We start from the raw sequence: 24,988 nt of genomic DNA, 5'->3' as shown, positions 1-24,988 counted from the left end.
TTATTCTCCCTGCTGCTGAGATGAAGCGGATGGTGCGGCTGGCTGTGCCAGCAGATTACGCACGCGTGTCTCCATCAATTTATCCAGCAGTGGCTGACTTTGCAGAGCTTCCGGAACATCCATTGATACGCTCTGCTGGCTCAGCTCATCCAACTGGCTAAGGAAGGCTTTTGTATTCGGATCGTTGCTGTCAAACCAGGCACGTGTCCAGGCGGAAACCGTGTCGATAGACTGTTTGAAGATTTCATCTTGATGACGCGGTACTGCCTGAGCCGCAATGAGCAGGCGTGAACGGATATTTTCACGTAAATAAATATCCTGATCCGGGGCCATCAGTGGCTCTGCGGTTGCGTCACGACGACGGATGGTGATGAAATCGTCCATAAAGTTATGCCAGCTCTTGACCAGATTCTGACGCCATTCACGCAGCGAAGAGGAAAGCTCATTGCTGTCGGCATCCATTGGCTCATTATCACTGTCATTATCGGCGATGCGCAGATTATCAACATCGTTAGATAATTGGTTTAATTTGAGGATCACGCCATCGTAGTCGACCTGGCTGAGAGCGGACAGGGTACTGATGTCATGTGTGAGCGCGCGGCGGGCATCGATCAGGCTCGGATCGTTCATGTCGGCCAGGCTGGCATCCGCACTTTTCAGCAGCGCTGCGGCGGTGGTGACGTCCTGATCGCTCCACAGCTTACGTCCGGCCATTTTGACCAGGTAATCAGCCTGCGCCAGCATCCATGTCTGGGCATCGCTGCCTGAGATGGTGGCGACTTTTTGTTTCAGCTCATCCAACTGTTGGCTGGTGGCTGCCTGCTGCTGACGGGCGGTATCCAGTGCGCTGGTTTGCGTTGCCAACTGCTGTTCCAGTGACTTTTTGTCACTGAGCGCTGACTGTTGCAGGTCGGATAGCTGTAAGGCGAGCGCCTGACTGGCGGCGGCCTGCTGCTGTATTTGATGGTTTCCATACAGAGAGAGACCCGCACCCACAGCCAGTGCAATCGCGATGGCGACAGCACCCAGCACCACACCGCTGTTTTTCACTTTACGTGGTGATTGTGATTCAGATGTTGAGTTATCAACCGCTGGGGTAGTCTCTTCAACCATGGCGGAGGAATCTTTGTGTTCCGTCATAATGGCTCATCCCATATTTAAGTGTGTTTTATACCTTAGCATTGACGTTTCATTGCTCGCGCAATATCCGTACGACCTTTTAAAGGTATAGCGCGCGCAATAGCGCGTCATTATCGGCACCCCCGGCGACACAAATGTTCGCCCAGCCCAGTTCCCGGGCCAGAGTAGCCAAACGTTCACTGACGACAACCAGCCGGCAGTGCAGGAGCCATTCATCCCGATCAACATCGGGGAACAGCTGGTAAAGCTGTTGCAGCATTTCACCACTGGTCACGACCAGGGTATCAATGCCGCAATTACGCCAGCGTCGGCCTTCTTCCGCTCCGTGATAAGGCTTTTCACAACGCTGATAGCACTCAATGAACTCTACCTGAGCGCCACGGGCAAGCAAAGTTTCTGCCAGTAATTCCCGACCACCGTTGCCGCGCAGAATAAGGGCGCGTTTGCCGACCACCGCTTGCAGGGCCGGAAGCTGGATCAGTACTTCGCTGATTTCCTGCTCGTGAGGCCAGACAACGTTATGGCCGCTGACCGCATGCAGTGCCAGCGCTGTCGTGCGGCCTATAGCATAATAGTTCAGGTTGGCAGGCCATGTTGTTCCAGTAGCAGAGAGTGCGGGCTGGGCATAATGGATAGCGTGTTGTGACAAGATAAAGACCAGATCGCCTGCCGCCAGCGATCGCAGTCGCCCGGGCAGGGTATCCAGCTGGGTTCCCGGCGTAAACTCAATCAACGGGAATGCCCAGGCCACCTGACCACGCGTGCGCAGACGGCTGACCAGCTCGTCGGCAGCCGGTGATGGGCGGGTGACCAGAATCGTCATGCCGGGGGATTTCCCTGGTAGACCTCAGCAAGGATGTCGCGCGCGCCGTTATCCAGCAGTTCCTCCGCCAGCGAAATACCCATTTTTTCTGCTTCTGTACGTGGGCCGCGACGTTCACCGCGAACCATCAGGCTTCCGTCTGGCGCACCGACCAGCCCCCGTAGCCAGAGTTGATCGCCTTCCAGCAGCGCATAGCTGCCGATGGGCACCTGGCAACCCCCTTCCAGTCGGGTATTCATCGCACGCTCTGCACGAACCCGGCAGGCGGTGTCGTCGTGATTCAGCGCAGACAATAGCCCAATAACCCAGACATCATCGAGGCGGCATTCAATGCCCACCGCGCCCTGACCCACCGCCGGAAGAGATTCTTCAGCCGGCATGATCTGACGAATGCGATCGCCAAGGCCCAGACGTTTCAGCCCAGCCACGGCAAGGATAATGGCATCATATTCACCAGCATCCAGCTTGCCCAGGCGCGTGCCAACATTCCCGCGCAGCGAACGGATAATCAGATCCGGGCGACGTGCACTGATCTGACACTGGCGGCGCAGGCTGGACGTGCCGACAATCGCGCCCTGCGGTAAGTCATCGACAGACGCATAATGATGAGAAACAAAGGCATCATGCGGGTCTTCACGCTCGCAGATCGTGGTTAATCCCAGACCCGGCGGAAAATCGACCGGCACGTCTTTCATCGAATGCACGGCGATGTCGGCACGATCGGACAGCATGGCCTGTTCCAGTTCTTTAACGAACAGGCCTTTACCGCCGACTTTCGCCAGAGGAGTATCGAGGATCACATCCCCGCGTGTAACCATAGGCACCAGCTCAACGCGCAGGCCTGGATGGGCGGCGATTAAACGTTGCTGAACATACTCTGCCTGCCATAGCGCGAGTGGACTTTGTCGGGTGGCAATTCTTAAAATTTTGTCTAACATGCTTGATACCGTTTTGATCGTTCACTGATTATCCTATCATTGAACCGGGAATGCTGTCAGTTAAACGGCGGTACACGGAGGTATTGCATCAGGTTGGTCGCAAAATGTGCTAAACTGTTAAGTAGCGCAACTTTCTTTACGGTCAATCTGCCAGGTGTTAGATTGATCACGTTTCCAGCAATAATCTGCACGACTATTTTTAAAGCAAGCGGCAGATTTCGGAAACCGAACTTTTATATACCCTTGTTAGTCCAATAAGGGTATAGGCACTGGGATAATCAGGCGAGACGTCTTGTACCTCTACATTGAGACACTGAAACAGAGACTGGATGCCATTAACCAGCTGCGCGTTGATCGTGCGCTGGCGGCCATGGGGCCTGCGTTCCAACAGGTTTACAGTCTGCTGCCGACCTTATTACATTATCATCATCCGCTGATGCCGGGTTACTTCGAAGGTAACGTTCCACATGGCATCAGCTTTTATACGCCTGATGAAAGTCAAAAGTTCTATCTGGATGATTTAGAAGGAAAATCCGGATCTGCCGCGGCGATCCCTCCCGAGGGTGAAATGCCGATCACCGGCGTCTACTCCATGGGCAGTACCTCATCCGTCGGTCAAAATGATACCTCCGATCTCGATATCTGGGTCTGCCATCAGTCATGGCTGGACAATGACGAGCGCCTGAGCTTGCAGAAAAAATGCACCCAGCTGCAAAAGTGGTGTGCGGCCATGGGCGTTGAGGTGAGTTTCTTCCTTATTGATGAAAACCGTTTCCGGCACAACGAAAGCGGCAGCCTCGGTGGTGAAGACTGCGGCTCTACTCAGCATATCCTGTTGCTGGATGAGTTCTATCGCACGGCGGTGCGCATGGCGGGTAAACGTATTCTGTGGAATATGGTGCCACGCGAAGAAGAAGAACATTACGACGACTATGTTATGTCGTTGTATCAACAGGGCGTGTTAACCCCTAACGAATGGCTGGACCTCGGTGGTCTGGGTACGCTGTCGGCCGAAGAGTATTTCGGTGCCAGCCTGTGGCAGTTGTATAAAAGCATCGATTCGCCCTACAAGGCGGTGCTCAAAACGCTGCTGCTGGAGGCCTATTCCTGGGAATACCCTGCCACGCGTCTGCTGGCGATGGATATTAAACAACGCCTGCACGACGGTGAAATTGTCTCTTATGGGCTCGACCCCTACTGCATGATGCTGGAGCGGGTGACTCACTACCTCACCAGTATTGACGATCATGCTCGCCTTGACCTGGTGCGGCGTTGCTTCTATCTCAAAGTCTGTGAAAAACTGTCGATTTCAGCAGAAGACACGGGCTGGCGCCGCGAAATTCTTGGCCAGCTGGTTAAAGAGTGGGGCTGGGATAATGCCCGCCTGGCGATGCTCGACAGCCGTGCCGACTGGAAAATAAGCCAGGTTCGAGAAGCCCATAATGAATTACTGGATGCGATGATGCAGAGCTATCGCAACCTGATTCGTTTTGCGCGCCGTAACAACTTAAGCGTCAGCGCCAGCCCGCAGGATATTGGCGTGCTGACGCGTAAGCTGTACGCGGCCTTTGAAGCTCTGCCAGGGAAAGTCACTCTGCTTAATCCGCAGATTTCCCCTGACCTGTCAGAATCACACCTGACCTTTATTCATGTGCCAAACGGCCGCGCTAACCGTGCAGGCTGGTATCTGTATAACCAGTCACCAGACATGAGTTCGATTATCAGCCATCAGCCGCTGGAATATAATCGCTACCTTAACAAGCTGGTGGCATGGGCATGGTTTAACGGCCTGCTGACCAGCAAAACGCGGCTGCATATTAAAGGCAACGAGATCTGCGATCTGGCCCGTTTGCAGGAACTGGTGTCCGATGTTTCGCATCACTTCCCGTTGCGTCTGCCTTCGCCTACGCCTAAAGCTCTTTACAGCCCGTGCGAGATCCGTCATCTGGCGATTATCGTCAATCTTGAATATGACCCGACGGCGGCATTCCGCAATCAGGTGGTGCATTTCGACTTCCGTAAGCTGGATGTGTTCAGTTTTGGTCAGCAGCAGCAGTGCCTGGTTGGCAGTGTCGATCTGCTGTACCGCAACTCGTGGAATGAAGTGCGTACGCTGCATTTCAACGGCGAGCAGGCAATGATTGAAGCGTTGAAAACCATTCTGGGCAAAATGCACCAGGACGCCTCACCGCCAGATTCTGTGGAAGTGTTCTGCTATAGCCAGCACTTGCGCGGATTGATTCGTACCCGTGTGCAGCAGTTGGTGTCTGAATGCATTGAACTGCGCCTTTCCAGCACTCGTCAGGAGCCAGGCCGATTCAAAGCCGTACGTGTAGCGGGACAGACATGGGGGCTGTTCTTTGAGCGCCTCAGTGTTTCGGTACAAAAGCTGGAAAATGCGGTCGAATTCTACGGTGCCATTTCCAATAATAAACTGCACGGCCTGTCGCTTAAGGTGGAAACGGATCAGGTACGCCTGCCTGCCGTGGTGAATGGCTATGCCAGTGAAGGCATCATTCAGTTCTTCTTTGAAGATACCCTGGACGATCACGGCTTCAATATCTATATCCTTGACGAAACAAACCGCGTTGAGGTGTATCACCATTGTGAAGGCAGTAAAGAGGAGCTGGTGCGTGATGTCAGCCGCTTCTACTCGTCCTCACACGATCGATTCACCTACGGTTCCAGTTTCATCAACTTCAACCTGCCGCAGTTCTATCAGATTGTGAAGGTGGAAGAGCGCTTCCAGGTGATTCCGTTTCGCAGTCAGACTCTGACGCAGCTCTGTGCTGCCGTACCGAATGATAGCGCCAGCGAAGAGAACGCACGACGCTATCAGATGCACTAAGATGCGATAGATTTTTATGCTGCCGATCCCCTTCGCGATGATTGAGTCCCCGTAGTATTGTTGATCATTTTTCACTCCATGCCGCCACCTCCCCCTGCGTATTATTTCGTAATGCTATGATTTGTCGTGCTTTATTTTATTTCCACCTATCATGATATTTAATTTAAGCATCTTATGTTTGTAATCTATCAACTTGTTATTAATTGATTTATTTTATTGTGCGACACATTGTTTGTTAAAATTGGTAATGTGCGATATTAATAGTCGCTATTCTGTTTTTTTAAATTTTCGCGATGTTTTTCATCGTATATATATTTATATTGCTCATTTATTTGTTTTTATGTGGCGGGGTTTGTCATAATGCATCCATCAATTTTGACATGTAAACTACATCTCATCCTATTAACAAGTGATAGGCGCTTTGCCTGTAATTTATATTACAGGCAAGGTGCTTTACACCTTGGGGGGATGGTCATCATGAAGGTGACTTAGTTAAATATATTATGGATGAATTTTATGAAACTCAGCAATATTGCACTGGCAATGGCAATGACTCTTTTTATCGCTGGGGCTGCTCACGCTGCGACCACCGCTGATTCTGTTTCCAAAAAAATCACGCTGACTGCGCAGATTAATGATGGGATGTTTGTGTCCAAACCAGATGGTTCTTCCTGGTACAACACCGAAGAGCTGGAAGCGACTGACTACAAACAGAAGAGTTTCTCTAAAGTTCTGCCTGTTCGCGTATGGACCAAGAATGCTGATTTTAATATTTCTCTTTCTCAGGACCTGAAACTGGCTGGCCCGAATTATGAAATGCTGAATCCAAAAGTGACTTTTGGTAGCGGTCAGGGCGATCTGGAATTGAAAACGGGCGCGGCACAGAAAGTGACCCAGGTAGTGAAAACTGATGACGGCTATGACGGTGTATACAATCTGACCGTCAAGGTTGATGCACCAGCCACCCCTGGTGCGGGTAAACCAAGCCTGAATGGTAGCTACAGCGGTGACCTGGTTATGCTTTTTGAGCCATCAACTGCTTCAGAGTAAATGATAGCTTAGTTTAACCCCGGTTAAGCCGGGGTTTTTTTTGCATAAACATCCTGGTAGAGGAATATGGATATGACTCACCAAAAAAAAATCAGCTTTCATTATCAGGGATGGCTTTGTCTTTTTTTTGCAATGAACTCTCCGGTTCTATTTGCCCAAATGAAGATTTCTTATAATGTACCCGCTGGATTCAGTGCGGCAGATTTAGAGGGGGATGCGCGTTATTTAGCAACCTTTAACGGTAATACACTTCCTGACTTTATTAGCATTTCCCGACAGGATGGGAAATTAACGTTTAACAGGAAAAAGTATTTAGCGAACGGTGTCAATGCTAAAGATATTTCCACGCTGCTAAAGATATTTGAAAAATTTGATTATCAACAATGTCATAACGGCTGTGATTTAACGCTGGAAGGTTATCGCGTCTCTGTTGATAAAGTTAAACGCACCATAACCATTCGTGATGCAAACAGTGATTATATTGTGCCGGCCACAAATTTTGGTCTGGTTCATAATCAGTCGGTTGACCTGCGCGCCTCCTCTGAGAGTTATCGTGCAATGAACATTAACGGCAATGCCTGGCTTGGGCTGCCCTCTCAGTCCTTTGGTTTTCTTAGTTGGTATGCCAGCCGTACAGAAAGAGAGAATCAGAGCACTGATACGCAGGGTGTTTCATCCTGGTATATGCAGAAAAATTTCGCTGACATCTATGTTCGAACGGGTAAACAAAATAGCGTTGATTACTCATCCGGTTCGATCAGTACGCTGCTGACCAGCGGTTTTAACCAGTTTTTCACCGTGGGAAGTCAAACTCACCTGTTAAGTAACCCGAACAAGGGGTCACTGGTGCTGTATGCCACCTCGGAAGGTAACTACGAGTTTTATCGTAACGGCCGTATGTTGCTTAAGCGCCCGGCAGTCCTGGGGCGAAATGAGATCGATTTTTCCGATCTACCTGGTGGTTATTACCCACTGGAGATCAGACTGGTTGACCATAACGGCCGGCTGATAAAAAAAGAAGAACGCGAAGTTAATAACGTTAACTTTGGCAGCGGACAGAATGCCTGGAGCCTGACCGCTGGCCGCGAAACGCAAAGTAACCTGTCGATGCTGCAGGCCTCCTGGAGCCAGGATATGCGCTGGTTCTTTATGAATACCTCCGTAATACGGGGTGGGCGCGGTAAGTGGGCAGCAGAACTTAACCTGACCCGCACAATGGTGGCGGGACTGTTTAAGGTTGTACCGACGTTAGGGCTGTTGAGCGGCGAAAAGAAAACCGGGGGCTACGTCAGTATAAATGCCAGTAGCGATAAATTAGGCACGCTCTCCCTCAGTCGTTATCAGAACAATCAGGTATCGCATTTTTACGCAGGATCCAGCAGTACCAGCCTTACTTACAGCTATCTGCTGAAAGGCGCGATGTTAAGTTACAGCTATCGGCGCTTCTCGAACAGCGAACAACAGCAGGCAGAGGTGCGCTGGAACTATCGTCCGAACGGACTGTGGGCCAACTTTGCCCTGGGCGTACAAAAGGGCGGTTACCAGCAGTCAGCAGGGAATTATGGTGTCTATCTGAATACCAGCTGGACGCTGAATAACTCACAGGCCAGTTTCAGCGCAGCGCGCTCTGGCGGGCAAACGCAGCTGAGTGGCGATTACCGTAAAAGCTACGACGACGACTTCGGTAAAACGACCGCCGGCACCACGGTTAACCGCATTGGCAATGATACCAATGTCAATATGTATGCCAACCGTTCCGGTACGCGTGGCGATGCGTCAATTAACGTTGGCCATGATAAAAACAGTACCAATGCAGATTTTAACTATCGTGGCATGGTGGCGGCGAATTCTCAGGGCATTGCACTGGGCAATTACAGCTACAGCGGTGCAGCAATGATACTGGAGACACCAAAAATAGAAGCCCTGGATTATGGCTTTAGTGTGGAAGGGGCACCGGTTGCCGGTGGTCATCGCTACGCTGTTCCGCTGAAACAATATACGGATATCCCGTTTGCACAGGTTATGACCCGCAGCAATGATATGGATATGAACATTGAAATACCGGCCAATATTGTGCGTTCGCACCCTGGACAGGTCTACAACGCCAAAGCCACGGTAGATATTAACCTGTTGTACAACGGCTTTATGAAAACAGTGCAGGGGCAACCCGTCAGCGGCGTCATTTCTGAAACCGGGGATAACGTTTATCAGAACGGTCTGTTCTCTATTGCCAGTAAAGGTGTGCTGCAACAGGTGACGGTCGATGGTAAGCAGGGCAGTTTCCGCTGCGATTTGACCAAGCCTAAAGGCAATGATTATCAGTGTCTGCCGCTACGGCCTTAAATTTTAACGAGTGAGAGTATCTATGTATAAAAAATTATTGCTGACCATGTTGGCGATACCGGCGATGGCAGGTGGGTTACTGTTTTCGACACCCTCAGCACTCGCTGACGGAGAACTGATGGTACTTCCGGCCAGTACACGCCTGTTTAATGCGCATCCGCAAATGATCAAGGTGCGTAACGTCGGTGATGCACCGCTCTATCTGTCTGTAAGACTGGATAAAGTGATGAATCCGGGTATGTATCCTGAAAAGAAAGTCATGATGCGCGACCTGCCCCATCCGGCCGTGCTGGCAACGCCAGAAAAGCTGACGCTGGGGCCGAACCAGAGCCGCGATATCCGCCTGACATCACTGGAAGAGCCCGTGCAGGAAGGTGTGTACCGCCTGTATATCACCCCGGTACATTCGCTTCAGGTAGAAAATGCGCCGCAGGATAAAATCAGCGCACCAATGACGGTCGCCATTGGGTATGGCGTGCTGGTGCGACATATGCCAGCACCACGTAATCAGAAAAGCAGCTGGACATATCGCTGCGAAGGCAAACAAATCACCCTGACCAACAGTGGAAATGTGCGTGTACGTTTGTCGGACATGAAGTTCACCCCGGCACAAAAAACGCCTCCGGCCGCTGTCGGTTTGTTCCCGGGCGTACCACAGAAGTTTAATGCCAGTAAGATCGTCATGAATGTTAACGATGAGCCGACGACGGTGAGCTGTCCGTGATGCGCTTGCTGGTGAGTGTGGTACTCGGTTTATGCCTGCTGACCCCTGTGTCGCAGGCAGCGGGTGTACTACGCATTTCACACAGCGAAATGACCTTAGGTGGGCCCGATCGCACGGGCAAGCTGACGGTGAAAAATATCGGTGACTCGCCGTTGTATCTGGATATCACTCAGGAGCTGGTACAAACGCCTCTGACAAACCCGGAAGTCCGGAGTCCGGTGGGCGAAGTGGCCTCACCATCGCTACTGATCAGTCCGATGCGTCTGGTACTGGGGCCGCAGCAACAGCGGGAGATCAGTGTTAAGGAACTCCGTAAGCCTGAGCAGCGCAAAATCTGGCGCGTGACTTTTCGCCCGCGTGAACATATCAGCGTGCAGGGCGTGACCAGTGATAATACACAGGTACCGCTATCGGTCAGCATCGGCTATGGCGTCGTGGTTTATCAACTGGGTGCAGCATCTGCTAACCTATAACGCAGAGGGACCGTAATGGTATCCATACTAAAAATAGCACTACTGTTATTTTGCCTGCTCCCGGGTCTGAGCCAGGGTGCGGTGATCCTGAAGGGTAAAATAACCAGTAAAATCAGCGGGCATGTGGTCAAAGAAGACAATTTGTTTGTCACCGATGAAAACGGTGGCTGGTACGATCAGGAGTTGAAAATGGAACAGCTCGGGGCTTTTGACTCCCCCTATTCGGTTGACGCACCGCTGCGTATTACCTCTACAAGCGGCACCTTTCAGGTACATCTGGATGCTCCGTTGATATTACAAAATCAGGCTAAACCCGAGTTACTGTTCCGGGATATGACGGTAAAGCTCGGCTTGATAGGTGAGAGGCCGCTGCTGTTGAAGGTGGCGGATAACGTCATGTTGACTAATCCACCGGCATCGAGCGACGGTGAAGACAGTATCGGCCATTATTTACTGAATATTTCAGGCTATCCGCCTGCCGGTAACTTTAAATCGGTGACGGGTACTTACAGCGGCGTGCTGTCGCTCACCTTTGAACCCGTGGTGAAATAATGCTTAAACACGTTCTGGGTATAGGGATATTGCTCGCAGGTTTTCCCGCCAGCGCGGTGATTGATCTGATGCCGAAAATGATTGAGATTGCCGGGAAAGAGGATGCCCCGCAGGTAACCATTATTAATAAAAGTGACCATGTTGAATATGTGACGGTCTCGCTTTCCAGACTGGTCAACCCCGGCGTGCCGTATGAACAGGAAAAGCTTGAGCCAATAGGGCTGGCCCGTAACCCGCAGCTCTATGCCTATCCGTTCAAACTGTCCCTGGCGCGCGGCCAGTCGAAAACGATTAATCTTAAATCGCTGGCTGCCGTCACCCAGGAAACCGTTTACCGGCTGGACGTGAAGCCGGCCATCGAGATATCCGGCAGCGGCCGGGCAAACTCTGCCGCCGGGATAGCGGTTAACCTGAGCTTCAGTGCACTCGTGCGGCAGCTGCCCGACAAGCAGACCAGCAGTATTCGTGCCGCCTGCCGTGCTAACGCCATCACGCTGACAGCAACCGGCAACACGCGCTATCAGGCGAAAAATAGTAAAGTGGATGGTCAGCGGATGGATGATTTTAATATTTATCCGGGGACACCGAAAGTCATAACCGGTAATCGCCTGGAAATCGATGGAAAAGTGCTATGCAAATCTTAAGAAAAATGATGAGCCCAGGATTTTGGGTTTTTCTATTTTTGAGCCTGTCGATGAATGTTGCATATAGTAAGACACTCGTAACCGCATATGCCTACCTTCCGCACCTTTGCACCGAAGGGCATTAAAAAGGGTGATTACAGTGACGTGCTGACCTTTACTATTGCTACTCAAATCTGAGGGGACAGGAACTGATGTAAGCAGAAATTGATATCGGTTACTGTTTAATAAAGGTATCAGCCCCCCTCAGCCACTAGTTTGTAGATAGAAAAAGATGTGAGTAAGGAATGAGCAATGAAAAGAATTGTAGGTTGGTTTTCGGGGATGTTACTTCTAAGTCTGTCGATGAATGGTTATGCGCTAGATTATGGAAAAGTTGCATTTAGGTATTCTGATTGCAGAATGATTGATAATGGTGACGGCACAAGCACGGTTAGCGTTAATATTTACTATAGTGATATCCTAACGCCGATTGTATCGCGTGGGTTCCTGCTCTACAATTACACAGCGGACGGAGTACCAGTTAGCGTTATACCCAATTCTTTCTCACTTGGAGGATATCCCGGTAATTTGAAATATGTGGGTGAAGGAGGCTATGTGATGCTGTACGGCAGCGGTGGTTACTGGGGTTATGGACTCCAGATTAGCCTTTATGCTTCTATCACCTTTAATTCTGGCGGACTATCAGCGTGGCCTGCAGTCTTTATTCGCGCTGGTAATCGCATGTATGGAACAGACATGGCCGATAATACTGGCACCTATATTACCCTGGGTGGTGAGGGGACGTGCAAATCAATATCAACTCCTACAAATCCACCAAAACCCGATCCGATTATAACTGTCACTGCTCCCGACTGGGATCTCGGTGAAATAAAAAACGGGGAGCAGGTGATTCCTTTTAGCGCCAGCAGTGACCAGTTGTGCCTGCGGTATACTGACTCTGGCGTTGCCAATAAGCAGTTTATTATTAATGCCAGTAATCAGAACGGTATGGTAAATAACCAGTATCAGTTGAAAGGCCTGCAGGATAATACGCAGAGTATTCCTTACCAGCTGACGCTGGATAGCGGAAGCAGTAAAATTGATCTGCCTAACACCTCTTTATCCGCGCTGCCGTTATTGGAAGGCGGGAAAACCTGTTTTATGCCCATTTTCCGCACCTTTGCACCGAAGGGCATTAAAAAGGGCGACTACAGCGATGTGCTGACCTTTACTATTGCCACTAAAGCGTAACGGTTAAAGAGAAACCGCTTGCGGCCGTGGGCGGTGTTTCGCTGGCATCCTTTCTCTGGCCGTCTGTTCTGTTCCCTCTTTTACCGCTGTGCCCCTGATGCTCCTGATGGTGAATACGGCACCAGGGATTGCGCTTTTCCTGTTGCTTTTCGAACTTCACCTGCGATGATAGACGGCAAAAGGTATCTTTAACGAGCAGAACAAGAATGAAGAAAATACGATTCCCGCTGGCTCTGGTACTGGCTGTGGTCAGCCTTACGGGATGTGGCCTGAAAGGCCCGCTCTATTTCCCCAAAGATGAGCCAGCTAAACCACAGGTTCAGCAGACTACCCCAACGACGCCATCCGCCACGTCAGGGCAGACGCCTGCCACGACCCGCGGACAGAGTGCGCAACCGGCTCAGTAAACTATGACGCACCCGGCGGAGCAGAAAATGCAGTTCTCAAAAATGCACGGCCTAGGCAACGACTTTATGGTGGTTGATGCCGTCACGCAAAATGTCTATTTTTCACCCGAACTGATCCGTCGCCTGGCCGACCGTCATCTGGGGATCGGCTTTGATCAGCTACTGATCGTCGAGCCGCCTTACGATCCCGATCTTGATTTCCATTATCGTATTTTTAATGCCGACGGTAGCGAAGTGGCACAGTGTGGCAACGGTGCACGCTGTTTTGCCCGTTTCGTTCGCCTGAAAGGGTTGACCAATAAAAATGATATCCGCGTCAGCACCCAAACCGGCCGCATGGTGTTAAGCGTTAACCAAGATGAACTGGTGTGCGTGAACATGGGCGAACCCAATTTCGAACCACAGCAGGTACCTTTCCGTGCCAACAAAGCGGAAAACATCTACCTGATGCGCGCGGCTGAGCAAACTGTGATGTGTGGTGTCGTATCGATGGGTAACCCACACTGTGTCTTACAGGTTGAGAGTGTAAAAACTGCCACGGTGGAAACACTGGGGCCGGTGCTGGAAAGCCACGAACGTTTTCCTGAGCGGGTCAACGTTGGCTTTATGGAAGTGGTTAGCCGTGAACATATCCGTCTGCGCGTGTATGAACGCGGCGCGGGTGAAACCCAGGCCTGTGGCAGCGGTGCATGCGCCGCCGTCGCGATCGGGATACAGCAGACGTTGCTGGCGGAAAAAGTGCGGGTTGACCTGCCTGGCGGCACGCTCAATATCGCATGGAAAGGTCCGGGGCATCCCCTGTATATGACCGGTCCTGCCACTCACGTATATGACGGGTTTATTCATTTATGAAAAATGTCGGGGAACAACAGGACGCTGGCGAAATCTTACTAGACGATCGTACGGTCAGTGAGTTCCTGATGCAAAATCCAGACTTCTTTATCCGCAATGCCCGCCAGGTTGAACAGATGATCGTGCCGCATCCAATCCGCGGCACCGTCTCGCTGGTGGAGTGGCAGCTGGCGCGTCAGCGCAATCATATTCACCAGCTGGAAGAAGACATTACGCTGTTGATGGAGCAGGCCAGCGCAAATCAGCAGCTATTTGATCGGCTGTTCGCCCTGCAGGGGCGTCTCGCCTCGGCCACCAGTCTGCATGACATGCTTAACCGCCTCCATCGCTGGGCGCGTGAATTTGGCCTTGCGGGGGCAAATATTCGGCTGTTCGCTGAGAAATGGCGCATCGGTGCCCCTTCCGACTTTACGCAGCTGGCGCTGCCGCGTCAGGCATTTGAATCTGTACGCATTCAGCGTTTGGGTAAACAGAATCACTATCTTGGTAGTCTTAATGGCCCGGAGTTACTGTTACTGTTGCCACAGGCAAAAGCCATTGGTTCGGTCGCGATGTCGCTGCTGGGTGAAGAGGGTGACCTCGGCGTACTGATCTTCAGCAGCCGCGACAATCAGCATTACCAGTCGGGCATGGGTACGGTGTTGTTACAGCATCTGTCGCTGATGTTGCCCCAGCTGCTGTCACGCTGGATAGAACGCGCGTGAATAGCGAGTCGCCCCTGCTGCCAGCCGTAGAGGGCTTCCTGCGTTATCTGAAAGTGGAGCGTCAGCTCAGTCCTCTCACTCAGGAGAGCTATCAGCGCCAGCTCAGTGCTGTCATAGCCCTGCTGGATGAACTGAACGTGAGTGACTGGCCACGGCTGGATGCTGCCCTGGTGCGCTCACTGGCGGCCCGCAGCAGTCGCAGCGGGCTGAAGCCCGCGAGCCTGGCGCTGAGGCTTTCCGCATTACGTAGCTTCCTCGACTGGCTGATCAGCCAGGGCGTCATCAACGCTAACCCGGCGAAAGGCGTTGCCACGCCGCGCGCTGCACGGCATCTTCCCAAAAATATTGATGTCGATGAAGTCGACAAGCTGCTGGACATTGACCTCAATGACCCGCTGGCCGTTCGCGATCGCGCGATGCTGGAGGTGATGTACGGTGCCGGCTTGCGTTTGTCCGAACTGGTGGGTATTGACCTGAGTCATCTTGACCTCGCTTCCGGTGAAGTGTGGGTGATCGGTAAAGGCAGCAAAGAGCGCCGTCTGCCGATTGGCCGGACCGCCGTCCATTGGGTTGAGCACTGGATGGTGATGCGTGAGCTGTTTGCACCAGAGGACACTGCGTTATTCCTGTCGAAGCAGGGCAAGCGCATTTCAGCGCGTAACGTACAAAAGCGTTTTGCTGAGTGGGGCGTTAAACAGGGGCTGTCCAGCCATGTTCATCCGCATAAACTACGTCATTCATTTGCAACGCATATGCTGGAATCCAGTGGTGATTTGCGTGCCGTGCAGGAGCTGCTCGGGCATGCCAACCTGACTACCACGCAAATCTATACCCATCTCGACTTTCAACACCTGGCGTCGGTTTACGATGCTGCCCATCCCCGTGCGAAACGAGGAAAATCCTGATGCACTTTTACCGGCCTTTACGCCCTGTTGCGGCAATGACCTTCGATCTTGATGACACGCTGTATGACAACCACCCGGTGATCCTGCGCACCACGCGGGAATCTCACAGCGCGCTTCAGGCGTATCATCCCGCGCTGAAGGACTACAGCGTGTCACAGTATCAGCAGGTGCGTGACCGCCTGCTGGCCGCCGAGCCTGACATTTATCATGATGTCAGCGAGTGGCGTCGCCGCGCTGTCGAGCAGGTGATGCTGGATGTGGGGCTGCCGTCAACGCAGGCGCTGAGGGGGTCACATGACGTCATGGCCGTCTTTGCCCGCTGGCGCAGCGAGATTGAGATGCCTGAAGAGACGCACGCTACGCTCGCGGCTCTGGCTCAGCGCATCCCGCTGGTGGCGATCACTAACGGCAATGCGGAACCCCACCTTTGTGGCCTGGATAAGTACTTCCAGTTTACCCTGCGTGCCGGGCCGGATGGCCGCGCTAAACCTTTCCATGATATGTATCAGCTGGCGGCAGAGCGGTTAAATCTGTCTGCTGAAAATATCCTGCATGTGGGTGACGATCTCACCACGGATGTCGCCGGGGCTATCCGTTACGGCATGCAGTCATGCTGGATTAACCTGCGCGAAGGCAACCTGATGCATATTAACGACACCCGCCTGCTTCCCACGCTGGAAATTTCCCGGTTGGCATCGCTGACCGCGCTGATATAATAAGCTGGTTAAATATCCAGTGGGCGGCCTGATGCTGCCCCCGATCCCCGACGGTGCCTATGGACGTTTCTGAACTGCTCGACAGCTTGAATGACAAACAACGCGAAGCCGTTGCCGCGCCGCGCAGCAACCTGCTGGTGCTGGCGGGTGCGGGCAGTGGTAAAACCCGCGTGCTGGTGCATCGCATTGCCTGGCTGATGGCAGTGGAAAACTGCTCTCCCTATTCGATTATGGCGGTGACCTTCACCAACAAAGCGGCGGCCGAGATGCGCCACCGTATCGAACAGCTCATCGGTACCAGCCAGGGCGGTATGTGGATCGGGACGTTTCACGGGCTGGCGCACCGTCTGCTGCGCGCGCACCATCTCGATGCCAACCTGCCGCAGGACTTCCAAATCCTCGACAGTGAAGATCAGCTGCGTCTGCTGAAGCGCCTGATCAAAGCGATGAATCTGGATGAGAAGCAGTGGCCTGCCCGTCAGGGGATGTGGTACATCAATGGCAAAAAAGACGAAGGGCTGCGTCCGAAACATATCGAAAGTTACGGTAACCCGATTGAACAGACCTGGCTGCGTATTTACCAGGCCTATCAGGAAGCCTGCGATCGCGCCGGTCTGGTGGACTTTGCCGAGCTGCTGCTGCGTGCTCATGAGCTGTGGCTGAACAAACCGCATATCCTCAATCACTACCGCGAACGGTTTACCAATATCCTGGTGGACGAATTCCAGGATACCAACAACATCCAGTATGCGTGGATCCGTATGCTGGCGGGTGACACCGGTAAAGTGATCATCGTGGGGGATGACGATCAGTCTATCTATGGCTGGCGTGGCGCGCAGGTGGAAAACATCCAGCGCTTCCTCAAAGATTTCCCCGGTGCGGAAACCATCCGTCTTGAGCAAAACTACCGCTCGACCAACAATATTCTGAAAGCAGCGAATACCCTGATTGCTAATAACAGTGGCCGCCTGGGTAAAGAGCTGTGGACCGAAGACAGCGATGGCGAGCAAATTGCGGTTTACTGTGCCTTCAATGAACTCGATGAAGCGCGCTTTGTGGTCAACCGCATTAAGGTGTGGATGGAGAATGGCGGCGCGCTGAATGACTGCGCGATCCTCTATCGCAGTAACGCCCAGTCGCGCGTGCTGGAAGAAGCGCTGTTGCAAACCAGTATGCCGTACCGGATCTATGGCGGTATGCGCTTCTTCGAGCGCCAGGAAATCAAGGATGCGCTGGCCTATCTGCGTTTGATCTCCAACCGTAATGACGATGCCGCCTTTGAGCGCGTGATCAACACGCCGACCCGAGGCATAGGCGACCGGACGCTGGATGTCATCCGCCAGACGTCACGTGAACGTCAGCTCACGCTGTGGCAAACCACGCGCGTCCTGTTGCAGGAAAAAGCGCTGGCCGGGCGTGCCGCATCGGCCTTACAGCGCTTTACCGAACTGGTCGATTCACTGGCGCAGGAAACCGCTGAGATGCCGCTGCATGTGCAGACGGACCGGGTGATCAAAGATTCCGGTTTGTGGCTGATGTATGAGCAGGAAAAAGGCGAGAAGGGCCAGGCACGTATCGAAAACCTTGAGGAGCTGGTTAATGCCACACGACAGTACAGCTATCAGGATGAAGACCAGGACCTGATGCCGCTGCAGGCGTTTCTCTCCCATGCCGCTCTTGAGGCCGGTGAAGGGCAGGCCGACAAGTGGCAGGATGCCGTGCAGTTAATGACCCTGCACTCCGCCAAAGGGCTGGAGTTTATGCAGGTGTTTATTGTCGGCATGGAAGAGGGCATGTTCCCCAGCCAGATGTCGCTGGATGAAGGTGGCCGCCTGGAAGAAGAACGTCGCCTGGCCTACGTTGGTGTGACGCGTGCGATGCAGAAACTGACCCTGACCTATGCCGAAACCCGACGGCTTTATGGTAAGGAAGTGTATCACCGCCCATCGCGCTTTATCGGAGAGTTGCCTGAAGAGTGCGTGGAGGAGGTTCGTCTGCGTGCCAGCGTCAGCCGCCCTGCCAACCATCAGCGCATGGGGACGCCGATCGCGAAAAATGACAGTGGTTTCGCCCTCGGCCAGCGGGTGCATCATGCCAAGTTTGGCGAAGGGACTATCGTTAATCTGGAAGGCAGTGGCGAGCATAGCCGACTCCAGGTGGCGTTCCAGGGACAGGGCATTAAGTGGCTGGTGGCTGCTTATGCCAAACTGGAAGCGATGTGACGCCCAGAAGGGCGCATGGCCCCGCTTGACGCCTTTTTAGTCTCAGCGTAACATGCGCCCACCATTACCCTAAGAGGACATTCGCCTTGGACACACCCAGTACATACTGGCTCACTGACCTGCATTTCAGGTACAACTCCTAAGGCTATCCTCTTTTGCCGATAGCCTTCGTGGTTGTTGGCGACCGCATGTCCCGTCGCTCTGAGTCAGTTTTGCTCGCTGACTGAAACATCTGTTTCCCGTGTTCAAGCGCTCTGTCCCATTTTGTTACTGTGAATTGGGAGTACAGCTAATGTTGAGCGCATTTAAACTCGACCAAAACCGTCTGACCCGCCTTGAACTGGATGATGCTGATGCCAGGGACGAGCTGATCGGTTCCGTCTGGGTCGATTTGATCGAACCGGAAGAAGCTGAACGAGATCGGGTACAAACCGAACTGGGCCAGAGCCTTGCGACCCGCCCTGAACTGGAAGATATCGAAGCCTCCGCACGTTTCTTCGAAGATGAAGATGGTCTGCATATTCACTCATTTTTCTTCTATGAAGATGCTGACGATCACGCGGGTAACTCGACGGTGGCCTTCACCATTCGTGAAGGGCGCCTGTATACCCTGCGCGAACGTGAACTCCCGGCGTTTCGTCTTTACCGTATGCGTGCCCGTAATCAGGTTCTGAGCGACGGAAATGCTTACGAGCTGCTGCTCGATCTGTTTGAGACAAAAATCGAACAGCTGGCGGATGAGATCGAGAATATCTACAGCGATCTGGAAAAACTGAGCCGCGTGATTATGGAAGGACAGCAGGGCGATGCGTTTGATGAAGCACTGTCGACGCTGGCAGAGCTGGAAGATATCGGCTGGAAGGTGCGCCTGTGTCTGATGGATACCCAGCGTGCACTTAACTTCCTGGTACGTAAGGCGCGTCTGCCAGGCAATCAGCTGGAGCAGGCTCGCGAGATCCTGCGCGATATCGAATCCCTGCTGCCGCACAATGAATCCCTGTTCCAGAAAGTTAACTTCCTGATGCAGGCGGCGATGGGCTTTATCAACATCGAACAGAACCGCATCATCAAGATCTTCTCGGTGGTATCGGTGGTCTTCCTGCCGCCTACCCTGGTGGCCTCCAGCTACGGGATGAACTTCGAGTTTATGCCTGAGCTGAAATGGAGCTTTGGCTATCCAGGGGCGATTAGCCTGATGATCCTCGCCGGTCTGGCACCTTACGCCTACTTTAAGCGTAAGAACTGGCTGTAAGCCGCTCGATAAAAAAAATCGCCTGAGAGGCGATTTTTTTATTTCTGCTTATCGCGCTATACGGCCGACGATCGGCGTAATGCCAACAGAGCATCGGCAATAAAGAGCGCCAGCGCTGTCCAGATAAAGCCAAAGGTCACGACTTTATCGGGTGTCATTTGCTCTCCGTAAAATAATACGGCTAGCAGGAACATCAGCGTGGGTGCCAGATACTGGAAAAAGCCGACGGTGGACAGTTTCAAACGTGTGCAAGCGGCAGTAAACAGCATCAGCGGAACCGTGGTGATCACCCCGGCAGCGGCCAGCATCAAGTTGAGGCTCAGTGGGTTGCTTCCCAGATGGCTGGTGGGGCTGTCGGCTATCGCGAACAGATAGATTGCCGCAGGGATTAACAGCCAGCTGGTTTCAATCAGCATTCCGCTTTGGGCATCAACGGCTATTTTTTTACGCAGCAAGCCATAGAATGAAAAGCTGATGGCGAGACTGAGAGCGATCACCGGCACGGAACCAAACTGCCACACCTGTATCAGTACGCCGCAGGCCGCGAGTGCCACTGCCAGCCATTGCAGGCGCCGAAAGCGTTCCCCGAGAAACACCATCCCCACCAGAACGTTCAGCAACGGGTTAATAAAGTAACCCAGACTGGCCTCCAGCAAATGGTGATTATTCACCGCCCAGATATACAGCAGCCAGTTACCGCAAATCACGACGGCGGAGAGCGCCAGCAGCAGCACCTTTTTGGGGTGCTGGATAACCGTACGGACATTGCGCCAGTGTCGGCTGGCGGTGAGCAGCACCAGCATAAAGAAAAATGACCAGATCACCCGGTGGGTCATAATTTCCCCGGGGGCAACTTGCTGGATGAGCTTGAAGTAAACCGGAGCAATGCCCCAGATAAAATAAGCGCCCAGAGCAAAGAAAATGCCCTGGCGAGTGTGCTGTGGATTCATGAAGTTAACCGATCAGATAGGTAGCAGTGGCGCTGGCAATATGAACACCGACATCGTTGTGTAACTCGACCCTGGCAACCGACACTTTATTACCACCACGTAACAGACTGCTGCTGGCCGTAAAGCGTTCACCACGGCCGGGACGCAGATAATCCACCCGCAGGTCGATGGTTCCCATGCGCGACAGGCGCTGGCGTAACTCCTCTTCAGTGATGCTTTCCTGGCGTGTCAGCGCGCTGGTGACGCACACCAGACCGGCAGCGACATCCAGTACGGAAGCGATCACGCCACCGTGCAATATTCTCTGAGCAGAGTTACCGACCAGCATGGTCTGATTCGCCAGGCTTATCTCTGCGTAATCCGACTCCAGTCGGTCCAGCTCCAGCCCCAGTGCGCGGTTGAACGGCATATGGTAGACAAAAATTTCGCCAATCAGGCGGCGAGCGGCAGCCTGATCCATAGGTACTGCTGACATTAGCGGGTCTTCCTGTAATGCGATCTGAATGAAAAATCAGGTTAACGGAGTGTGTATAATATGCTTCGTTGAAGGTGCTTTCCACTTTCGGAAATGAGCACTAATCCCCCTGGATGTTTCTGTGTAGAATGGCGTGCTTTTTATTCACTTATCCGCCTCTCTGGGAGAACCCTATGGCTCTGCTGAAAGGATTGCTGGCATCAGCAATTCTGTTTCCGACGTTGGTGCTGGCACAGACCGCTACCGTAAAAGATGTTCACGATCAGCCTGCGGTTCGCGGCAGCATTATTGCCAACTTGCTGGAGAAGCACGATAACCCGTTTATCCTTTTTCCTTACGAAAACAACTATCTGCTTTATACAGCTACCAGTAATATTAACAAGGAAGCGATCGAGTCTTACGACTGGGGAAATAAAGCCAAACATGATGAAGTGAAGTTCCAGTTAAGCCTGGCCTTCCCGTTATGGCGTGGCATTCTCGGCGATAACTCGGTGCTGGCGGCGTCCTATACTCAACGGTCCTGGTGGCAGTTATCTAATCGTGGTGCCTCTTCACCGTTTCGTGAAACCAACTATCAGCCGCAGATCTTTCTTGGCTGGGCCACGGATTACTCTTTCGCTGGCTGGACGTTACGCGATGTGGAAACGGGCCTGAATCATGAGTCTAACGGCCGATCCGATCCGACATCGCGTAGCTGGAACCGTGTCTATGCCCGACTGATGGCAGAAAACGGCAACTGGATGGTTGAGGTCAAACCCTGGTACCGTCTTCCAGAAAGTGAAAATAATGACGATAACCCGGATATCACTAAGTACATGGGTTATTATCGCCTGACGGTGGGCTACCAGTGGGGCGAGAGCATCTTCAGTGTGAGGAGCAACTACAACTGGAACAGCGGCTACGGCGGCGCTGAACTGGGCTGGAGCTACCCGATGACCGATCATGTGCGTTTCTATACGCAGGTGTTTAGTGGTTATGGCGAGTCGTTAATCGACTATAACCACCGTCAAACGCGCGTCGGTGTGGGCGTGACGCTCAACGACCTGTTCTAAGGTCGTCGTGACCGGGTTGAGCAATCAACCCGGCCAGAATTCTTGTTATTTCAGATGTGGGGACAACGTGTCTACGGCAGCAGTCATCAATAAAGAAACGCTGGCAGAGCAGGTATTACGCGATACCTTCGGCTATCAGCAGTTTCGTCCGGGGCAACAAACCATCATTCAGGAGTCGCTCAACGGGCGTGACTGTCTGGTCGTTATGCCAACCGGCGGCGGAAAATCACTCTGTTATCAGATCCCTGCGCTGGTGCGTGAGGGGCTGACGCTGGTGGTGTCGCCGTTGATCTCGTTGATGAAAGACCAGGTGGACCAACTGCTGGCAAACGGCGTTGCGGCGGCCTGCCTCAATTCGACGCAGAACCGTGAAGAGCAGCAGGAAGTGATGGCAGGCTGCCGTACCGGTCGCATCCGTCTACTGTACATTGCCCCTGAACGTCTGATGATGGACAACTTCCTCGAGCAGCTGACGCACTGGAATCCGGCGATGCTGGCGGTGGATGAAGCCCACTGTATTTCCCAGTGGGGCCACGACTTCCGCCCGGAATACGGTGCGCTGGGCCAGCTACGTCATCGCCTGCCGGATGTCCCGGTGATGGCGCTGACCGCCACCGCCGATGAAACCACGCGTAACGACATTGCCCGTCTGCTGCAGCTTGATGACCCGCTCATCCAGGTCAGTAGCTTTGACCGCCCCAATATCCGCTATACGCTGGTGGAAAAATTCAAACCTACCGAACAGCTGCTGCGCTATGTGCAGGATCAGCGCGGCAAGTGCGGCATCATTTACTGTAACAGCCGGGCCAAAGTGGAAGACACCGCAGCCCGTCTGCAAAGCCGTGGCCTGAGCGTTGGCGCCTATCATGCGGGCATGGATAACGCACACCGTGCTCATGTGCAGGAAGCCTTCCAGCGCGATGACCTGCAAATCGTGGTGGCGACCGTGGCTTTTGGTATGGGCATTAACAAACCCAACGTGCGTTTTGTGGTGCACTTTGATATCCCGCGCAATATCGAATCCTACTATCAGGAAACCGGGCGTGCGGGGCGTGATGGCCTGCCAGCCGAGGCGCTGCTGCTGTATGATCCGGCCGATATGGCCTGGTTGCGTAAGTGTCTGGAAGAGAAAACACCGGGGCCGCTACAGGATATTGAACGCCATAAGCTGAATGCGATGGGTGCGTTTGCCGAAGCGCAGACCTGCCGTCGTCTGGTCTTGCTGAACTATTTTGGTGAGGGGCGTCAGCAGCCTTGCGACAACTGCGATATCTGCCTTGATCCACCGCGCCGTTATGATGGCCTGGTCGAGGCGCAAAAAGCACTCTCCTGTATTTATCGCGTTGGGCAGCGTTTCGGGATGGGGTATATCGTCGAGATCCTGCGCGGCGCCAATAACCAGCGCATCCGCGATATGCAGCACGACAAATTACCGGTGTATGGCATCGGCCGTGAGCAGAGCCATGAGCACTGGACCAGCGTGTTACGCCAGTTGATTCACCTTGGGCTGGTGACGCAAAACATCGCCATGCACTCAGCATTACAGCTGACGGAAGCCGCACGCCCCACCTTACGTGGTGAAGTGCCGCTGATGCTGGCGGTTCCTCGCCTGGTGAGTATTAAACCGCGTAACAGCAGCCAGAAATCCTATGGCGGAAGTTATGACCGCAAGCTGTTTGCCAAACTACGCAAGCTGCGTAAATCCATCGCCGATGAAGCCAATGTTCCGCCATATGTGGTGTTTAACGATGCAACGCTGATTGAAATGGCGGAGCAAATGCCGCTGACAGCATCCGAGATGTTGAGTGTGAATGGCGTCGGGCATAAGAAGCTGGAGCGTTTTGGCAGGCCGTTTATGGTGATGATCAAAGAGCATGTCGACGGTGACGACGACGAGTAATGTTTGATGTGGGCCGATCGATAAATTATCGGCCGCGACAGTTTTTGTAGGGGTCGGGCATGCCCGACCCGGGTTCTGTTAGGCGATTCTTCGTGCCGAGGCCAGCAGTGCACCTACCGCAATAAACAAGCCCCCAAAAATCCGGTTTAGCAATTTCATCTGATGCGGTCCTTTGATCCACGCGGAGATGCGTGTGGCCAGCGTGGCATAGCCAATCATCACGATAATATCCACCACTACGGTCGTGACGCCCAGGACCAGATACTGCATCGCCTGCGGCTGATGCGGCAGAATGAACTGCGGGAAGAGGGCAGCCAAGAACACAATACTTTTTGGATTGGTCAGATTCACCAGCACGGCGCGTTTAAACAGCCTACGACGCGGCATCGCTTTGGCAACCGCATTCAGATCGATCGCCCCGGCCGATCGCCACTGTTGAATACCCAGCCAGACCAGGTAGCCCGCCCCGGCCCATTTAAGAATTTCAAAGGCCAGTAACGACTGGGAAAACAGCGCACCCAGCCCAATGCCGACCAGCACAATATGCAGCGACAGCCCAACCTGAAGGCCGGAGATTGAGGCGACCGCACCGCGATAACCGTGGCTGATACCGGTGCTCATGGTATTGATTGCGCCAGAACCTGGCGACAGACTTAAGATGCTGGTTGTTAACAGATAGGTCAGCCACCACTCGATGGTCATGCGTAAAACTCCCGAAAAACGCTCATTTGTGACACAATACGTTATTGTTGAATGCGGCGCTACGGGGAACCCTGCCCCTTTTTTAA

General features: G+C 53.0%; 24 protein-coding genes. 18 read left to right on the top strand and 6 right to left on the bottom strand.

The window, feature by feature from the left end; all coding sequences use genetic code 11:
- From hemX to hemC, 3 genes are all read right to left on the bottom strand, one after another.
- The gene (gene hemX / locus LJN55_RS22070) at nucleotides 1-1,140 is read right to left on the bottom strand and encodes a uroporphyrinogen-III C-methyltransferase (RefSeq protein ID WP_133846858.1); all 1,140 of its coding nucleotides are present in this window, start codon (nucleotides 1,138-1,140) and stop codon (nucleotides 1-3) included.
- 79 nt (nucleotides 1,141-1,219) lie between these two features.
- Complete coding sequence (hemD, locus tag LJN55_RS22065; protein ID WP_133846857.1) at nucleotides 1,220-1,963, bottom strand: uroporphyrinogen-III synthase; 744 nt, start codon at nucleotides 1,961-1,963, stop codon at nucleotides 1,220-1,222.
- The gene (gene hemC / locus LJN55_RS22060; protein WP_227535301.1) at nucleotides 1,960-2,901 is read right to left on the bottom strand and encodes a hydroxymethylbilane synthase; all 942 of its coding nucleotides are present in this window, start codon (nucleotides 2,899-2,901) and stop codon (nucleotides 1,960-1,962) included. Before hemC ends, hemD begins: the two co-directional genes overlap by 4 nt.
- 292 nt (nucleotides 2,902-3,193) lie before the next feature.
- On the opposite strand from hemC, the gene LJN55_RS22055 reads away from it, so the two are divergent.
- The 16 genes from LJN55_RS22055 (at nucleotide 3,194) to corA (ending at nucleotide 19,823) form a co-directional block, all read left to right on the top strand.
- Nucleotides 3,194-5,749 (top strand): class I adenylate cyclase, encoded by a 2,556-nt coding sequence (locus LJN55_RS22055; protein ID WP_133846855.1) that lies wholly within the window; start codon nucleotides 3,194-3,196, stop codon nucleotides 5,747-5,749.
- A 516-nt stretch (nucleotides 5,750-6,265) separates the two neighbouring features.
- Nucleotides 6,266-6,799, top strand: coding sequence for a CS1 type fimbrial major subunit (locus LJN55_RS22050; protein ID WP_227535300.1), 534 nt, complete (start codon nucleotides 6,266-6,268; stop codon nucleotides 6,797-6,799).
- A 159-nt stretch (nucleotides 6,800-6,958) separates the two neighbouring features.
- Nucleotides 6,959-9,142 carry a TcfC E-set like domain-containing protein gene (locus LJN55_RS22045; protein WP_227535299.1) on the top strand — a complete coding sequence of 728 codons (2,184 nt, stop codon included), beginning with the start codon at nucleotides 6,959-6,961 and terminating at the stop codon, nucleotides 9,140-9,142.
- 22 nt (nucleotides 9,143-9,164) lie between these two features.
- Nucleotides 9,165-9,866 carry a hypothetical protein gene (locus LJN55_RS22040; RefSeq protein ID WP_227535297.1) on the top strand — a complete coding sequence of 234 codons (702 nt, stop codon included), beginning with the start codon at nucleotides 9,165-9,167 and terminating at the stop codon, nucleotides 9,864-9,866.
- The gene (locus tag LJN55_RS22035; protein ID WP_227535296.1) at nucleotides 9,863-10,339 is read left to right on the top strand and encodes a hypothetical protein; all 477 of its coding nucleotides are present in this window, start codon (nucleotides 9,863-9,865) and stop codon (nucleotides 10,337-10,339) included. The genes LJN55_RS22040 and LJN55_RS22035 overlap by 4 nt, the downstream gene beginning before the upstream one ends.
- A gap of 15 nt (nucleotides 10,340-10,354) precedes the next feature.
- Nucleotides 10,355-10,891 (top strand): hypothetical protein, encoded by a 537-nt coding sequence (locus LJN55_RS22030; protein WP_227535295.1) that lies wholly within the window; start codon nucleotides 10,355-10,357, stop codon nucleotides 10,889-10,891.
- On the top strand, nucleotides 10,891-11,535 hold the full coding sequence (locus LJN55_RS22025) for a hypothetical protein (RefSeq protein WP_227535293.1): 645 nt from the start codon (nucleotides 10,891-10,893) through the stop codon (nucleotides 11,533-11,535). Before LJN55_RS22030 ends, LJN55_RS22025 begins: the two co-directional genes overlap by 1 nt.
- A 291-nt stretch (nucleotides 11,536-11,826) precedes the next feature.
- Nucleotides 11,827-12,765, top strand: coding sequence for a hypothetical protein (locus LJN55_RS22020; RefSeq protein ID WP_227535292.1), 939 nt, complete (start codon nucleotides 11,827-11,829; stop codon nucleotides 12,763-12,765).
- 206 nt (nucleotides 12,766-12,971) lie between these two features.
- Nucleotides 12,972-13,172, top strand: coding sequence for an LPS translocon maturation chaperone LptM (gene lptM / locus LJN55_RS22015; RefSeq protein WP_227535290.1), 201 nt, complete (start codon nucleotides 12,972-12,974; stop codon nucleotides 13,170-13,172).
- Nucleotides 13,173-13,199: 27 nt separating this feature from the next.
- Nucleotides 13,200-14,024, top strand: a complete 825-nt coding sequence (gene dapF, locus LJN55_RS22010) for a diaminopimelate epimerase (RefSeq protein ID WP_167864781.1) — start codon at nucleotides 13,200-13,202, stop codon at nucleotides 14,022-14,024.
- Nucleotides 14,021-14,728: a DUF484 domain-containing protein gene (locus tag LJN55_RS22005; RefSeq protein ID WP_133846845.1), complete on the top strand. Its 708-nt coding sequence runs from the start codon at nucleotides 14,021-14,023 to the stop codon at nucleotides 14,726-14,728. The genes dapF and LJN55_RS22005 overlap by 4 nt, the downstream gene beginning before the upstream one ends.
- Entirely contained in the window at nucleotides 14,725-15,633 is a 909-nt protein-coding gene (gene xerC / locus LJN55_RS22000; RefSeq protein ID WP_133846844.1) for a tyrosine recombinase XerC, read from the top strand. Before LJN55_RS22005 ends, xerC begins: the two co-directional genes overlap by 4 nt.
- A complete protein-coding gene (gene yigB, locus LJN55_RS21995; protein WP_159338542.1) occupies nucleotides 15,633-16,349 on the top strand; it encodes a 5-amino-6-(5-phospho-D-ribitylamino)uracil phosphatase YigB in 717 nt (238 codons plus the stop codon). The genes xerC and yigB overlap by 1 nt, the downstream gene beginning before the upstream one ends.
- A gap of 59 nt (nucleotides 16,350-16,408) precedes the next feature.
- Nucleotides 16,409-18,571 carry a DNA helicase II gene (uvrD, locus tag LJN55_RS21990; protein ID WP_171149787.1) on the top strand — a complete coding sequence of 721 codons (2,163 nt, stop codon included), beginning with the start codon at nucleotides 16,409-16,411 and terminating at the stop codon, nucleotides 18,569-18,571.
- A gap of 86 nt (nucleotides 18,572-18,657) precedes the next feature.
- Nucleotides 18,658-18,714 (top strand): YsgD/CorL family protein, encoded by a 57-nt coding sequence (gene ysgD, locus LJN55_RS24105; RefSeq protein WP_374760164.1) that lies wholly within the window; start codon nucleotides 18,658-18,660, stop codon nucleotides 18,712-18,714.
- Nucleotides 18,715-18,863: 149 nt separating this feature from the next.
- Entirely contained in the window at nucleotides 18,864-19,823 is a 960-nt protein-coding gene (gene corA, locus LJN55_RS21985; RefSeq protein ID WP_133846841.1) for a magnesium/cobalt transporter CorA, read from the top strand.
- A gap of 56 nt (nucleotides 19,824-19,879) precedes the next feature.
- Here the strand turns inward: corA and rarD are convergent, their stop codons facing one another.
- Nucleotides 19,880-20,773 (bottom strand): EamA family transporter RarD, encoded by an 894-nt coding sequence (gene rarD / locus LJN55_RS21980; protein ID WP_227535288.1) that lies wholly within the window; start codon nucleotides 20,771-20,773, stop codon nucleotides 19,880-19,882.
- Nucleotides 20,774-20,777: 4 nt separating this feature from the next.
- Complete coding sequence (locus LJN55_RS21975; protein WP_227535287.1) at nucleotides 20,778-21,248, bottom strand: thioesterase family protein; 471 nt, start codon at nucleotides 21,246-21,248, stop codon at nucleotides 20,778-20,780.
- A gap of 173 nt (nucleotides 21,249-21,421) precedes the next feature.
- Here LJN55_RS21975 and pldA point away from each other — a divergent pair, with 173 nt between their 5' ends.
- Complete coding sequence (gene pldA, locus LJN55_RS21970; protein ID WP_227535286.1) at nucleotides 21,422-22,300, top strand: phospholipase A; 879 nt, start codon at nucleotides 21,422-21,424, stop codon at nucleotides 22,298-22,300.
- 67 nt (nucleotides 22,301-22,367) lie between these two features.
- Nucleotides 22,368-24,200 carry an ATP-dependent DNA helicase RecQ gene (gene recQ, locus LJN55_RS21965; RefSeq protein WP_227535285.1) on the top strand — a complete coding sequence of 611 codons (1,833 nt, stop codon included), beginning with the start codon at nucleotides 22,368-22,370 and terminating at the stop codon, nucleotides 24,198-24,200.
- A gap of 78 nt (nucleotides 24,201-24,278) precedes the next feature.
- Here recQ and rhtB read toward each other — a convergent pair whose 3' ends face one another.
- Entirely contained in the window at nucleotides 24,279-24,902 is a 624-nt protein-coding gene (gene rhtB, locus LJN55_RS21960) for a homoserine/homoserine lactone efflux protein (protein ID WP_133846836.1), read from the bottom strand.
- Between the last annotated feature and the right edge of the window lie 86 nt (nucleotides 24,903-24,988).

Source organism: Erwinia rhapontici, assembly GCF_020683125.1.
GTDB lineage: Bacteria > Pseudomonadota > Gammaproteobacteria > Enterobacterales > Enterobacteriaceae > Erwinia > Erwinia rhapontici.
The sequence above is the reverse complement of the archived record's forward strand: the minus strand, read 5'-3'. Positions and strand labels throughout refer to the sequence as shown.

What these genes read in the sequence shown, in the direction of transcription:
- LJN55_RS22050 (WP_227535300.1), top strand. Translation starts at nt 6,266, where the DNA reads ATGAAACTCAGCAATATTGCACTGGCAATGGCAATGACTCTTTTTATC.
- LJN55_RS22040 (WP_227535297.1), top strand. Translation starts at nt 9,165, where the DNA reads ATGTATAAAAAATTATTGCTGACCATGTTGGCGATACCGGCGATGGCA.
- rarD (WP_227535288.1), bottom strand. Translation starts at nt 20,773, where the DNA reads ATGAATCCACAGCACACTCGCCAGGGCATTTTCTTTGCTCTGGGCGCT.
- hemC (WP_227535301.1), bottom strand. Translation starts at nt 2,901, where the DNA reads ATGTTAGACAAAATTTTAAGAATTGCCACCCGACAAAGTCCACTCGCG.
- pldA (WP_227535286.1), top strand. Translation starts at nt 21,422, where the DNA reads ATGGCTCTGCTGAAAGGATTGCTGGCATCAGCAATTCTGTTTCCGACG.
- hemX (WP_133846858.1), bottom strand. Translation starts at nt 1,140, where the DNA reads ATGACGGAACACAAAGATTCCTCCGCCATGGTTGAAGAGACTACCCCA.
- rhtB (WP_133846836.1), bottom strand. Translation starts at nt 24,902, where the DNA reads ATGACCATCGAGTGGTGGCTGACCTATCTGTTAACAACCAGCATCTTA.
- hemD (WP_133846857.1), bottom strand. Translation starts at nt 1,963, where the DNA reads ATGACGATTCTGGTCACCCGCCCATCACCGGCTGCCGACGAGCTGGTC.
- dapF (WP_167864781.1), top strand. Translation starts at nt 13,200, where the DNA reads ATGCAGTTCTCAAAAATGCACGGCCTAGGCAACGACTTTATGGTGGTT.
- corA (WP_133846841.1), top strand. Translation starts at nt 18,864, where the DNA reads ATGTTGAGCGCATTTAAACTCGACCAAAACCGTCTGACCCGCCTTGAA.
- lptM (WP_227535290.1), top strand. Translation starts at nt 12,972, where the DNA reads ATGAAGAAAATACGATTCCCGCTGGCTCTGGTACTGGCTGTGGTCAGC.
- uvrD (WP_171149787.1), top strand. Translation starts at nt 16,409, where the DNA reads ATGGACGTTTCTGAACTGCTCGACAGCTTGAATGACAAACAACGCGAA.
- LJN55_RS22025 (WP_227535293.1), top strand. Translation starts at nt 10,891, where the DNA reads ATGCTTAAACACGTTCTGGGTATAGGGATATTGCTCGCAGGTTTTCCC.
- LJN55_RS22005 (WP_133846845.1), top strand. Translation starts at nt 14,021, where the DNA reads ATGAAAAATGTCGGGGAACAACAGGACGCTGGCGAAATCTTACTAGAC.
- LJN55_RS21975 (WP_227535287.1), bottom strand. Translation starts at nt 21,248, where the DNA reads ATGTCAGCAGTACCTATGGATCAGGCTGCCGCTCGCCGCCTGATTGGC.
- LJN55_RS22020 (WP_227535292.1), top strand. Translation starts at nt 11,827, where the DNA reads ATGAAAAGAATTGTAGGTTGGTTTTCGGGGATGTTACTTCTAAGTCTG.
- LJN55_RS22045 (WP_227535299.1), top strand. Translation starts at nt 6,959, where the DNA reads ATGAAGATTTCTTATAATGTACCCGCTGGATTCAGTGCGGCAGATTTA.
- yigB (WP_159338542.1), top strand. Translation starts at nt 15,633, where the DNA reads ATGCACTTTTACCGGCCTTTACGCCCTGTTGCGGCAATGACCTTCGAT.
- LJN55_RS22030 (WP_227535295.1), top strand. Translation starts at nt 10,355, where the DNA reads ATGGTATCCATACTAAAAATAGCACTACTGTTATTTTGCCTGCTCCCG.